7 protein-coding genes are annotated in these 14,003 nt (G+C 61.6%); all 7 read right to left on the reverse strand.

Translation table 11 applies throughout. The features are described from left to right. Positions 1-493 precede the first annotated feature (493 nt). Positions 494-1,573: an SAVED domain-containing protein gene (locus ATB98_RS06170; protein WP_066870616.1), complete on the reverse strand. Its 1,080-nt coding sequence runs from the start codon at positions 1,571-1,573 to the stop codon at positions 494-496. A 5-nt stretch (positions 1,574-1,578) separates the two neighbouring features. Continuing rightward, complete coding sequence (locus ATB98_RS06175; RefSeq protein WP_202879850.1) at positions 1,579-2,046, reverse strand: Mov34/MPN/PAD-1 family protein; 468 nt, start codon at positions 2,044-2,046, stop codon at positions 1,579-1,581. After that, a complete protein-coding gene (locus ATB98_RS06180) occupies positions 2,043-3,758 on the reverse strand; it encodes a ThiF family adenylyltransferase (protein WP_066870622.1) in 1,716 nt (571 codons plus the stop codon). The genes ATB98_RS06175 and ATB98_RS06180 overlap by 4 nt, the downstream gene beginning before the upstream one ends. Continuing rightward, entirely contained in the window at positions 3,755-5,053 is a 1,299-nt protein-coding gene (locus tag ATB98_RS06185) for a nucleotidyltransferase domain-containing protein (protein WP_202879851.1), read from the reverse strand. The genes ATB98_RS06180 and ATB98_RS06185 overlap by 4 nt, the downstream gene beginning before the upstream one ends. A gap of 285 nt (positions 5,054-5,338) precedes the next feature. Further along, complete coding sequence (locus ATB98_RS06190) at positions 5,339-9,124, reverse strand: vitamin B12-dependent ribonucleotide reductase (RefSeq protein WP_066870628.1); 3,786 nt, start codon at positions 9,122-9,124, stop codon at positions 5,339-5,341. An 870-nt stretch (positions 9,125-9,994) separates the two neighbouring features. After that, positions 9,995-10,798 carry a DUF72 domain-containing protein gene (locus ATB98_RS06195; protein WP_066870731.1) on the reverse strand — a complete coding sequence of 268 codons (804 nt, stop codon included), beginning with the start codon at positions 10,796-10,798 and terminating at the stop codon, positions 9,995-9,997. Between the two features lie 229 nt (positions 10,799-11,027). Beyond that, entirely contained in the window at positions 11,028-13,949 is a 2,922-nt protein-coding gene (uvrA, locus tag ATB98_RS06200; RefSeq protein ID WP_066870631.1) for an excinuclease ABC subunit UvrA, read from the reverse strand. Positions 13,950-14,003: the final 54 nt, after the last annotated feature.

Here is a 14,003-nt window from a genome sequence, read left to right on the forward strand (position 1 = left end):
CTTCTGAGGAAATATCCGGCACGTGCACCGGGCTCCTCGGGAAGCTTGAAAGCGCCGTCTAGTCATCGATCGACGAATACAGCCGTTACTACAGATCGACGCTTTTCCAGAATAGCTGCGAGGATTGCTTCAGGCGCGCTGTCGATCCGGACCCTACGGAATGGGGTAAGCAGGCGGATCTTGCTAGATTCCTCCTGCATCGCCTTCTTCTCCTTCGTGCCGTGCTGGACCGAACCAGATGTTGCTCACCCTCCAGGCTTCGTACCAGTACAGCCACGTGCTTGCCCGTCTCGTTCTGATAAGCTTTCAAACCAGGTCATCCGACCATCCCGCTGCCTGTACTTCAGCAGAGACGGAAAACGCGACCTGATTTGTGTATGGACGCTTGTCGTTCCATGTATGGAGCAGATACCGCCAAATGCCAGACAATTCCCGATGCAAGTATCAGGGCGCCAAACAACGCCCGGATCTGAACCTTGTTCATTCCGTCCTCTCACGTCCTGACGATCGAAGGTGCCGCAACGCCGGCAACGGGCATGCGGACGCCCCAGGGAAACTTCTTCGCGCCGTTCGCCTCGTACTGATAGACGACGACGCCGGGCAGATTGCGCTTGTCGTATCGCCGACCGAGATTGAATGCGACGCTGTTCTGGCAGGCCAGAAGGAGATGGATGGTGGTGACCCCCTTCGCCTCGAGAAGCTTCGCTGTGTCGAGAAGTTGCTGCGCGAGTGCGCTCTGCTTCGCCTGGGACCAGTGGGATGAGTTCAGGGCCGGAAGCGACATACGGACGACCGGCAGGTCGAATGTGGTGCCGATGTTCTCGTCCCTGACCTGATAGGATACCGAAACAGCGAGCACGACCTCTGGCGAACCCTGCACGGCGTCGAGGCCTTCAACGATGAAACGCTGACCGTCGTCGTGGCTGTCGAGAGCTCGCCAGGACTCGCGTGTCCTGTCCCAGTCCATCACGACAATGCTGCCTTCGTCATCGAAGGCGACGCCCGTCAGAAAAGTCATCGGGACTGGCGTCAGGCCGCCGTAGACCATTGTGACGTCTTGCCGATCGTTCTGTCGTGCGTACTGCTGGACCGTCCGGCGCGCGGCGTCGACCTCAGGCAGAAGCGCTTCTGGGTCGATGATGAAGCCATCTCTCTTCTGGCGGAGATCCAACGAGACGCCGAGGCGGTGACCGACGATGTCAGCCGGCACTGCGGCCGTAAGCGGCGAGCCATCGTCCTCGCGGAGACCGCGGCCTTCTATGACGATGACCTTCTTCCGATTCCGGAGCTCGTTCTCACGGGTGAAACGCTTCCATCCGACCACGAAGCAGAGGATGATCATCACGCTGAAGATCGTTACCAACGACCACTGAGCCCACTCGGGAATGATGTTGGTCGAGCCGATCTCTAAGGAGTATTCGCCGCGAAGTGTCGCCTTCACAAGCCAGTTTCCACCGAGCAAGGCCACGAGAACAGCAGAGCAAAAGCCGGCAAATCTGACCTCGAATCCATTCGGCCTGAAGAGGTATCTTATGAATTCGCGCAAGGCCCAATCCGCAGTCTCTCGGTACATGCTTTTCAGTCCTCCGCTCTGATCTTTACGGGTTCGGGAGCGCACCCGCGCTGATGGAAGGTAGACGTTGCGACAAACTCCATCGGCGAATCCGAGCGCACGACCAGGAGGACCGCGAAGGAAATATCGCGCTCGCCATTTACGAGTTCCTCCATCGATTCCAGATCGGTGATGCTGGGAAGGATTGGAAGACGCGGATGCGAATGCCATTCGCCGACGTAGTTGTAGGTCTCGTAGTCACGTCCTGTTCGCTCGAAGAACGCCTGCAGGAACGCGTTGTGATATGTGTGATCACGAACGAAATGCGCCCGCTCTCCTGAGACCTCGTCGATCGAGAAATCAACAACCTTGAAGATCCCCGGTTCGATCTGGCGAGCCATCAGGACTCCGCCGATTTCGCGCTGTTCCGCTCGGGCGAGAGCGCTCATCATCCTGAGCCGGATGGGTTTAGGAAGAACCAGTTGTACAGTCACCGGACGTCCTCGCCCGCGAGCTCCGCCATGAGTCCGCCGATGACGTCGCTCGATGCCGAGCCTGTGTCGACTTCCCACGGGCCCAGGGTGCGAAGGTGGATTGGCCATGTGTCGAACGGCGCTTCGAATATCCAGGCCTTCTTCAAACCGATGACGTAGGCGGAGAAAGGAAACGCGGTTTCCCCGCCTTCGAGAATATCGATCGCGAAGCGAGTCGCATGAGCCGCGATTACGGCCACGTCGGCGTCGTCCGCGACGAAGGGCGGCCCTTCGTCCGGGTTTGCCTCATACCGACCTTTTGGAGCGGCTTCCCAAGGCTTGTTGTGATCCTCGCACCACGTCGAAATCTGGTTTCGAGCTTCCAATGGTGGCGGATCGGTTTCGGGTCTAACCCGTGCCACGATCCCGCCGATGCCTCCGCCGAACACCTCGGCCCAAACCATCGGCTTGCGATTTCGCTTCGACGCGCCGGCGCAAAGATTGAACGACGTAGGATCCGCAGTGGCATCGATGATAAGATCGCAGTCTCCGATCAGCTCGATGGTGGCGTCCATGGCTATGGCGGAAGTCTGGCCACCGAGGGCCACCTTGCGAGTCACGACGTCGGCATCCGCTACGATCTGCTGGATCCTGTCGGAGAGCGCATCGACCTTATGCCATCCGATGGCCAGGGCGTCGAGTTCGTTGCGCACGAGGTTGCCCGTGAGGAACACGTCTTCGTCGACGAGCAAAAACCTTCGTACGCCTGATCGGGCGAGCGACGCGCCGATCTTGGACCCGATCGATCCACACCCGACGATCGCCACGCTTTTGGTGGAGATCTCGTCCCTACTCGAGGCAGACCGCTTTGCGAGCTCGCCTTCTTCGATAATCCGATAAGGGACCAGAAGCGGCAATCCGTTTCTGCTCCATTGAATGTCGTAGGCCGTGTGCCGCCCACCTTCTTCCAAGACAATCAGGAAAGGAAGTTCCTGATTCCCGATCAGCGGCGCCAGGTCCGGAAGCAACTTCGACAGGTCGTCGATCTCGCCTCCGCCATGTTGTGCCAGCGCGCTCATGTCCTGGCGGGTGCGCAGGAGATATCCCGTCCGCGTTCCTGCGTTTTTAAGTACTGGTTGCGGCGAGACCCACAGTTCGTTGCCAGGCGCACCGATCGTCGTAAGATGTGCAACTCGGTTGGTATGCCGTGCGGTCATCGCCAGAGAGATCTTGACCACCATTTCGGAAAGGTGCCCCTCAAGCGAGGCCCAGGCGCCTTTCGGCACCATAAGACGCCAGGTTTCAAACCTTAGTTCGGCTGCAAGAGAAGTCCGGTGATCCGACGGCACGGCACCCGTCCTGCCATCCGGTGGGCGCTCGGCGGCGATGAGTCCGTAAGCACTCTCCACCATCATCGCACCGGTGACCGCCGCGTCCCAATTGTCAGGCCGCCACTGGAGGCAAAGCTCCCCGCCTGCGCCATATTGGTGGTCCGATAGCCGACGTTCGTCGTGGGGCATGACGATCGGAGGGGTGTCCGGGAAGTTGATCGGATAGATGACGGCAAGCGGGAACTTCTCCCCACGGTGCGCCACCTCGACGTCGACGCAGAGCTGCAGGTTGTCGAGAAAGCGAACGCGCACGCTTGTAAGCCAGTCGTTCTCCTCCTGGAGAGCGACAAGCGAAGCCTTTTCCAGTCGGGCGCGTGCCTCGTCGATCAGCCACCAGATCATGCGTACCCCTGAGGCTTCGTCGGCTGCCGGGCTGCATTCGCGAAGCTTGGCGCCGTTGTCCCCGCCGCGCCGGCCGAAGCCCCGCTTGCAGCGCGGAGAAGACGATTACCGCCCGTCAGGCGATCCACCGCCTTTGTCGAAAGCCGGTAGCCCATTCGAGGAGTTAGAGCATCCGCCATTTCCTGGAAGGAAACCGCCTGAGCTGCTGCGTTGAAGTCGGCTCGGGCGGTGTGGAGCCACCTGAAAAATGCCTCCGCCTTTTCGGGTTCCGCCTGCCACTTGTCGGCAAAGTTTTCATAGGGGTCGGTAGGATTGGCGATGACGTATTTCTGTCCGTCATGCCGGATGAACTGATCCATGCGCTGGAGGATCGCAAACAGCGCGCCGGAAATCGTTTCCTGACCTTCGTAAGCATGTGCGGCCAGTGTGGTGATGATGACGGAGATCGGACGGGTGTCAGGCTCGCGTGCGAACATGTTGTCCCTGTGCCGCTTCAGGATCATGATCGCCGATTGCAGAGGTGTCTTCACCTTGAAGTCGGGGATGTCTTCCACGCTCGCTCGGAAACCCTGACGATTGAGGGCTTCGGCTTTCGCCCGCTTACGGCGAACGAGAACCTCGGCCTGTCGAGACGCGAACCAGTTCGAGTAGCCCTTCGGGTTCGATCGTGGCCAGAAATCCGTCCTCTCCTTATAGTTCGGGAGACGGCGGTCGGTAATCGAGATGGCCGTCTCGGACCAGCGAGCGTCGTGCATGATGGCGTTGAGCAGGCGTTTCTGCTCGGCGGCATTTGGCAGAGCTGGGACGATGTCCATGTGAAATTGCGCGCCGTCCGCATAGTCGAGGATCCAGCAGCGGTTTCCCTCGCGCACCGGCTTCGTCATGCCCTTGGCGTCATGATAGGACCTTACCTCAGCGTCTAGCATTTGCTTTAGCGCGAACTGCGATAGGTGTTCCTTGGTGAGAAGGCGGAACTCGCAAACCGAATCGACGTCGTATTCCTCGTCTTCAGTGAGTGGGCGAATGGCCGTTCCGAGCCTGAAGGATCCTTGGCAATAGACTTGAGGGTCGAAGAGACGAACCGAACTCTCCTCGCGATGCAGCCATTCGCCGAAAGACTTGAAGCTTCGGTCCGCCTGTTCGTAGCGGTGCTCGGGTATCTCGAGCTCGGCGATCACCGCTTCGAGAAATGCTTCGATCGTATTGACATGCACGTTCATGACTTCGACCTCGCTACTACGCGTGAACTGTTCGGGTGATTCCAACCCATGCGCTTGTTTCGTGTTTTGTTCCACTTACCACTTTCAGGCGGGCAAGCCGCCTGAAAGTCATTTCTTCTGCTATCATCGAAGGTTTCTCAGCAGGCAGATGCGCCTTTAAGACCTTCGTTTCTTGCCTCGTGGGCGGCTATTGGCCGGAAGAATCCAACCAATAACTGCCTGTCGATATTCAGACCGGACGCGATAACCGAAGCTGCCGGGAGACTTCTTGATCAGCGGTCTAAATCGCTGATTTAATGACATTCCAATGGCGCAGTGACAAACCTAGTGGCGCGGCACAATAATAGCCGGTTCTCCTACTCAGCTGCACCCGCTCGTAGCACCGCAAGTATCGCACTTCTCGCACGTACCGTTCCGCACCATCGTGAAATTCTGGCACTCGGAGCACATGTTGCCGGTGTAGCCCTGCATGATCGAGCGGGCGCGGCGTTCGGCTTCGACCTTCTTGGCCTCCGACTTGGCGGAAGCCGCTTCGGCCGCCGCCTTGTCGGAGAAGAGGGCGGTGACCTCCTGTTCGACTTCGCCGGCGATCTCCTCGGCAAGCTCGGCGGCGCGCTCCTCATAGTCGCGCTTGAAGGCGACGACTTCCGAGGTGGCGGTTGCCGGTTCCAGCTTGCGCACGGCATTGCCGGCGATCGAGGTGACCGTGGCGCCGCCGGAGGCGCGGGCCGGGGCGGCGGTTGCGGCACCCTTCGGCTCCGAGCGCTCGCCCGCACCGCCGACGATGGTCGGCTTGTAGCCGCGGGTCCAGCCGGTCGAGACGAGGTTGGTCTTGCCTTCCTGGATGCCGCGGCCGAGCGCGGTGTTGCTGAAGTCGGACGTGTCGACATGGGCGAGGTCGTGACGGCCGAGATAGGAGACGGCGAGCTCGCGGAAGACATAGTCGAGGATCGACGTCGCGTTCTTGATCGCGTCGTTGCCCTGGACCATGCCGGCCGGCTCGAACTTGGTGAAGGTGAAGGCCTCCACATATTCCTCGAGCGGCACGCCATATTGCAGGCCGAGCGAAATGGCGATGGCGAAGTTGTTCATCATCGCCCGGAAGGCGGCGCCTTCCTTGTGCATGTCGATGAATATCTCGCCGAGACGGCCGTCGCCGAATTCGCCGGTGCGCAAGTAGACCTTGTGCCCGCCGACGATCGCCTTCTGGGTATAGCCCTGGCGGCGGTTCGGCAGCTTCTCGCGGGCGCGCACCACCTTCTCGATGACGCGCTCGACGATTTTTTCGGTGACGGCAACGGCCTGGGCTGCGGCCGGCGCCTGCATCAGCTCCTCGATCGCCTCCTCTTCCTCCTCGTCCTCGATCAGCGAGGCGTTGAGCGGCTGCGACAGCTTGGAACCGTCGCGATAGAGGGCGTTCGCCTTCAGTGCCAGCTTCCAGGAGAGCATATAGGCGTTCTTGCAGTCCTCGACCGTCGCCTCGTTCGGCATGTTGATCGTCTTCGAGATGGCACCCGAGATGAAGGGCTGGGCGGCCGCCATCATGCGGATGTGGCTTTCGACCGAGAGATAGCGCTTGCCGATCTTGCCGCAGGGATTGGCGCAATCGAAGACCGGCAGGTGCTCCGCCTTCAGGAAGGGCGCGCCTTCGAGCGTCATCGCGCCGCAGACATGGATGTTCGCCGCTTCGATGTCCTTCCTGGAGAAGCCCAGGTGCTCGAGCAGGTTGAAGTCCATCGAGGCGAGCTGCTCGTCGCTGACCTTCAGCGTGTTCTTGAGGAAGTCCGCGCCGAGCGTCCACTGGTTGAAGACGAACTTGATGTCGAAGGCGGACTTCAGCGCCGCATTGACCGCGTCGATCTTCTCGTCGGTGAAGCCCTTGGCCTTGAGCGTCGACGGGTTGATGGCCGGCGCCTGGTTGAGGTTGCCGTGGCCGACCGCATAGGCCTCGATCTCGGCAATCTGGCTTTCGGAATAGCCGAGCGTGCGCAGCGCCTCCGGCACGGCGCGGTTGATGATCTTGAAGTAGCCGCCGCCGGCGAGCTTCTTGAACTTGACCAGAGCGAAATCGGGCTCGATGCCGGTGGTGTCGCAGTCCATGACGAGGCCGATCGTGCCGGTCGGCGCGATCACGGTCGCCTGGGCGTTGCGATAGCCGTGCTTCTCGCCGAGCTCGACCGCCTTGTCCCAGGCGCTCTTGGCGTGGACGACCAGATCCTGGTCGGGGCAATCGGCATGGACGAGCGCGACGGGGTTGACCGACAGGCCCTCATAGCCCGTGGTCTCGCCATACGCCGCGCGGCGATGGTTGCGCATGACGCGCAGCATGTTGTCGCGGTTCGGCGCGAAGCCGGGGAAGGGGCCGAGCTTGGCGGCGACCTCGGCCGAGGTGGCATAGGCGACGCCGGTCATGATCGCGGTCAGCGCGCCGGCGATGGCGCGGCCTTCCGGCGAATCATAGGGAATGCCGGACGACATCAGGAGGCCGCCGATATTGGCGTAACCGAGGCCGAGCGTGCGGTATTCATAGGAGAGCTCGGCGATCTCGCGCGACGGGAACTGCGCCATCATCACCGAGACCTCGAGGACGACCGTCCACAGGCGAACGGCGTGCTCGTAGTCGCCGATATTGATCCGCTTGGTCGCCGCGTCCTTGAACTGCATCAGGTTGAGCGAGGCGAGATTGCAGGCCGTGTCATCGAGGAACATGTATTCCGAGCACGGGTTCGACGCACGGATCGGACCCGCGGCCGGGCAGGTGTGCCAGTCGTTCATCGTCGTGTTGAAGTGCAGGCCGGGATCGGCGGAAGCCCAGGCGGCATAGGAGATCGACTCCCAGAGGTCGCGGGCCTTGAGCGTCTTCATCACCCGGCCATCCTTGCGGGCGGTCAGGCGCCATTCGCCATCCGCTTCGACGGCGCGCAGGAAGTCGTCCTTGATCGAGACTGAATTGTTGGAGTTCTGGCCGGAGACGGTGAGGTAGGCTTCCGAATCCCAGTCCGTGTCATAGGTCTTGAACTCGATGTCCTTGTAGCCCTGGCGCGCGAACTGGATGACGCGCTTGACGTAGTTTTCCGGAACCAGCGCCTGCTTGGCGGCGCGGATCTCGCGCTTCAGCGCCGGGTTCTGCTTGGGGTCGAAGCAGGCATCGTCGCTGCCTTCGCAATTGATGCAGGCCTTCATGATCGCCTTCAGGTGCTTGGCGACGATCTTGGAGCCGGTGACGAGAGCGGCAACCTTCTGCTCTTCCTTGACCTTCCAGTTGATGTATTCCTCGATGTCCGGATGGTCGATGTCGACGACGACCATCTTGGCGGCGCGCCGCGTCGTGCCTCCGGACTTGATGGCGCCGGCGGCGCGGTCGCCGATCTTCAGGAAGCTCATCAGGCCGGAGGACTTGCCGCCGCCCGAGAGCTTTTCGCCTTCGGCGCGCAGGTGCGAGAAGTTGGAGCCGGTGCCCGAGCCGTATTTGAACAGGCGCGCCTCGCGCACCCACAGGTCCATGATGCCGCCCTCGTTGACGAGGTCGTCGCCGACCGACTGGATAAAGCAGGCATGCGGCTGCGGATGCTCGTAGGCGGACTTCGACTTCGTCAGCTTGCCGGTGAAGGGGTCGACATAGAAGTGGCCCTGGCCGGGGCCGTCGATGCCATAGGCCCAGTGGAGCCCGGTGTTGAACCATTGCGGCGAGTTCGGCGCGACGCGCTGGGTGGCGAGCATGTAGGCGAGTTCGTCACGGAAGGCGGACGCATCTTCCTCGGTGTCGAAATAGCCGCCCTTCCAGCCCCAGTAGGTCCAGGTGCCGGCCAGGCGATCGAAGACCTGGCGGGCATCGGTTTCGGAGCCGTACTGCTCTTCCTTCGGCAGCGCCTTCAGCGCCTCCGTGTCGGGAACGGAGCGCCAGAGGAAGGAGGGGACGTCATTCTCTTCGACGCGCTTCAGCTTCGCCGGCACGCCCGCCTTGCGGAAATATTTCTGCGCGAGAATATCGGCGGCAACCTGCGAAAACTGCGCCGGCACGTCGATGTTCTCCAGGCGGAAGACGATCGACCCATCCGGATTCTTGATCTCACTCGTCGCCTTGCGGAATTCTATCTCGGCATAGGCGGATTGCCCTGCCTTCGTGAAACGACGCTCGATCTTCATTGTCCCGTCCTTTGTTGCCATGCGCCAGGGCGCAGTTAACCCAACCGGCCGCGAGGATCCCGCAGCCAGCTTCGGCTTCATCGATGTGAGGAAACCCAGTTCTGGGTCGCCCTTTATCTTGTGGTGATGCTGGCTGCAAACACTAAATATAGTATTAACAAGTTCTTTATGCCAGCCCTGAATGCCACTCCGGCAGCCCAAAATTCGCACAAAATTCCGCCATTGCAGCCGATCGGGATCATCCGCCTTGGCCGCTTGTCAGAACCGACGATTTGGGGGTGTGAACCGGCCTCTCAACTTTCCGGTCCGCCGCCGTCGCAACGTGAAATCCATTAACCGTGAATCGCCTTGGGGCGTCAAGGGGTGGTTTGTGACCGAAGTTCGAGCGCTATATCTTGTGTCCGCGGACTGTGGAAAACGGGGACATCGAGCAAGCCCTTGAAAATCAGGGACTTCGAGCGCTTGCCTCGAAAGGCGCCGTAGCGGCAGGCCGAAAATCAAAATTTTTATGGATGAAAAAGCGGGTACAAATCGTGCCGCGAGGCTACTCGCGATTGCGAACGGCACAGCGATGTGACGTCCTCGCCGTGATTCGGCCGCGGTACGGGCCGGGAGTCGGGAGGAGGCGGCGTGACCCCCTCTGGCCTGCCGGCCATCTCCCCCACAAGGGGTCCACAAGGGGTGAGAATACGCGCGGGGGCCACTCGCTCCACCGAATCGTTTTTGCAAGCAGAACGGTCGCATCGAGGTAAAGCGTGTCACATCTGTTTCCCCCCTTGTGGGCCTTGGTGGGGGAGATGGCCGGCAGCCCAGAGGGCGATCAGCGGCGCTTTCGAAGTGGCTTCAGCGCCGCCGCAAGACCCCGCACCGCTAATCCACGCGCTTCTGCAATTCCCGCGCGCCGTTCGGCGCATTGACCTTGCCAGAGGTGATGAAGAAGGCGAAGACGTCGCGCGGGGCTTTTTCGGGCTTGCGCTCGGGCGCGCTTTTCTCGAGGTCGTCCGGCTCGCCGCCGGCGGCAAGGGTCTTCAGTCGCTCGGCCCAGTGATCGAGTTCCTTCGGCGGATAGCAGGTCTTCACCTCGTCGCTGCCCTTCTGCAGCCGCGTATAGACGAAATCGGCGGTGATATCGGCGATCATCGGATAATCCGCGTGCTCGGCCAGAACGACGGCCACCTTGTATTTGTCGAGCAGCGTCACGAACTCCGGGGTCTGGAAGGAAGGATTGCGGACCTCGACCACGTGACGCAGTTTCACACCGTCCTGCTTTTCAGGCAGCAGCTTCAGAAAACCCTCGAAATCCTCCGGATCGAATTTCTTGGTCGGCGCAAACTGCCAGAGAATGGGGCCGAGCCGGTCGCCCAACTCCGTCAGTCCCTGGGTCAAGAAGCGCTCCATGGATTCACCGGCTTCGGAAAGGACCCTGCGGTTGGTCACGAAGCGGCTGGCTTTCAGCGAGAAGACGAAACCGTCCGGCACCTCCGCCGCCCATTTGGCGAAGGTTTCCGGCTTCTGCGAGCTGTAATAGGTGCCGTTGACCTCGATCGTGCGCAGTTCTTTGCCGGCAAATTCGAGCTGCCGCTTTTTCGCGAGGTCGGCAGGGTAGAAGCTGCCCTCCCACGGCTCGAAGCTCCAGCCGCCGATGCCGACGCGGATTTTTCCGGATGCTGCCATCATCTCCTCCTTGATGTCCCTACGCATGGGTCGTGCCGGTTCGTTTGCTCTGCGGACCGGAGAGCCGCCACCCGCTTTCGACAGAAGCCGCTGCGCTGGTAGCAGTGGTCAGCGCTACAACACGGGAACCAGGTGGCCGCGATTCCATCCTGCGCAGCCCCTCATCCCGCTGCCGCGACCTTCTCCCCGTCATGACGGGGAGAAGGGGCAAGTCGCGCGCGCCGCATGATTATTCCGCAGCCTCAATCTTCTTGACCGGGCGGCGCTCCAGCAGCTCCTTCAGGAACTGGCCGGTATAGGAGCGCGGTTCCTTGACCACGTCTTCCGGCGTTCCTTTCGCGATCACCTCGCCGCCGCCGTCGCCGCCCTCCGGGCCGAAATCGAGGATCCAGTCGGCCGTCTTGATGACTTCGAGATTGTGCTCGATGACGACCACCGAATTGCCCTGGTGGACGAGCTCATGCAGTACTTCAAGAAGCTTGGCTACGTCATGGAAATGCAAGCCGGTCGTCGGCTCGTCCAGGATGTAGAGCGTGCGTCCGGTGGAGCGCTTCGACAGTTCCTTGGCAAGCTTCACGCGCTGGGCCTCGCCGCCCGAAAGCGTGTTCGCCTGCTGGCCGATCTTGATGTAGCCGAGGCCCACCTGGTTCAGCGTCACCAGCTTGTCGCGCACTGCCGGCACGGCGGAGAAGAAGTCGACGCCTTCCTCCACGGTCATGTCGAGCACGTCGGCGATCGACTTGCCCTTGAAATGCACGTCGAGCGTTTCGCGATTGTAGCGCTTGCCGTGGCAGACGTCGCAGGTGACGTAGACGTCCGGCAGGAAGTGCATCTCGATCTTGATGACGCCGTCGCCCTGGCAGGCCTCGCAGCGCCCGCCCTTGACGTTGAAGGAGAAGCGGCCCGGCTGGTAACCACGCGCCTTCGCCTCCGGCAGGCCGGCGAACCAGTCGCGGATCGGCGTGAAGGCGCCGGTATAGGTCGCCGGGTTCGAGCGCGGCGTGCGGCCGATCGGCGACTGGTCGATGTCGATCACCTTGTCGATGTGCTCGAAGCCGTCGATGCGGTCGTGATCGGCCGGATTCTCCCGCGCACCCATGATGCGGCGCGCGGCAGCCTTGTAGAGCGTTTCGATGAGGAAGGTGGACTTGCCGCCGCCCGAGACGCCGGTAACCGCGGTGAAGATGCCGAGCGGGATCGACGCGGTGACATTCTTCAGATTGTTAGCCCGCGCCCCTACGACGGTGATTTCCTTCTTCTTTTTTGGCTTCCGCCGCTCGCTCGGGACGGCCACGGAGAGTTCGCCCGAGAGATACCGCCCGGTCAGCGATTTCGGATTGGACATGATGTCCGACGGCGTGCCTTCGGCGACGATCTCGCCGCCATGAATGCCGGCGGCCGGGCCTATGTCGACAACGTGGTCGGCCGTCAGGATCGCATCCTCGTCATGCTCGACGACGATGACCGTGTTGCCGATGTCGCGCAGGTGCCTCAGCGTGTCGAGCAGGCGGGCATTGTCGCGCTGGTGCAGCCCGATCGACGGCTCGTCGAGGACATAGAGCACGCCGGTGAGTCCCGAGCCGATCTGCGAGGCGAGCCGGATGCGCTGGCTTTCGCCGCCGGAAAGCGTGCCGGAATTGCGCGACAGGCTCAGATATTCGAGGCCGACGTCGTTCAGGAAGCGCAGCCGCTCACGGATCTCCTTGAGGATGCGAACGGCGATCTCGTTCTGCTTGACGGAGAGATGCCCGGGCAGCGCCTCGAACCAGTCCCGGGCGGCGCGGATCGACATCTCGGTGACTTCGCCGATATGCAGCCGGTTGATCTTGACCGCGAGCGCCTCCGGCTTCAGCCGGTAGCCGGCGCAGGCCGGGCAGGGCGCCGCCGACATGAAGCGCTCGATCTCCTCACGCGCCCAGGCGCTGTCGGTCTCCTTCCAGCGGCGCTCCAGATTGGGCACGATGCCCTCGAAGGTCTTCGTCGTATTATAGGAGCGGGCGCCGTCCTGATAGTGGAAGGTGATCTTCTCCTCCGTGCCGTGGAGGATCGCCCTCTGCGCTTCATCGGAAAGCTCGCTCCAGCGGCTGCCGAGCTTGAAGCCGAAGACCTTGCCCAGCGCCTCGAGGGTCTGGTTGTAATAGGGTGAGGTAGACTTCGCCCAGGGCGCAATCGCACCGTCGCGGAGCGTCCGGTTGGGCTCCGGGACAATCAGCGCCTCGTCGATCTTCTGCTGGCTGCCGAGACCGTCGCAGGTCGTGCATGCGCCGAACGGGTTGTTGAAGGAGAAAAGCCGCGGCTCGATTTCTGGAATGGTGAAGCCCGAGACCGGGCACGCGAACTTCTCGGAGAACAGCACGCGCTCATGCGTCTCGTTCAACGACTTGTTGGCCGAACCGCCGGCCGCCGTTTCTTCCGGCGGCAGCGGCTTGTCGGCGAATTCGGCAACCGCCAGACCGTCGGCAAGCGTCAGGCAGGTCTCGAGGCTGTCGGCCAGCCGCGTGGCGAGGTCCGGCCTGACGACCACACGGTCGACGACGACATCGATGTCGTGCTTGTACTTCTTGTCGAGCGTCGGCACGTCGGCGATCTCATAGAACTGGCCGTCGACCTTGACGCGCTGGAAACCCCTCTTCATCAGCTCGGCGAGTTCCTTCTTGTACTCGCCCTTGCGGCCGCGAACGAGCGGAGCAAGGATGTAGAGCCGTGTGCCTTCGCCGAATTCCAGCACCCGGTCGACCATCTGGCTGACGGTCTGGCTTTCAATCGGCAGCCCGGTCGCCGGCGAATAGGGTACGCCGACGCGGGCGAAGAGCAGGCGCAGGTAATCGTAGATCTCCGTGACCGTACCGACCGTCGAGCGCGGGTTGCGCGAGGTCGTCTTCTGCTCGATCGAGATCGCCGGCGACAGCCCGTCGATCTGGTCGACATCCGGCTTCTGCATCATCTCCAGGAACTGGCGGGCATAGGCCGAGAGGCTCTCGACATAGCGGCGCTGGCCCTCGGCATAGATCGTGTCGAAGGCGAGCGAGGATTTGCCCGAGCCCGAAAGACCGGTCATCACGATCAGCTTGTTGCGCGGCAGTTCAAGATCGATGCCCTTGAGATTGTGCTCGCGCGCGCCGCGAATGGAGATGGTCTTGAGTTCGCTCATCGGAAGGCCAGCTTTTGCATGTCGGTTTGAAAGCCTCCTATGTAATGACGACAA

Origin of the sequence: Sinorhizobium saheli, assembly GCF_001651875.1 — a bacterium.
Classification (GTDB): domain Bacteria; phylum Pseudomonadota; class Alphaproteobacteria; order Rhizobiales; family Rhizobiaceae; genus Sinorhizobium; species Sinorhizobium saheli.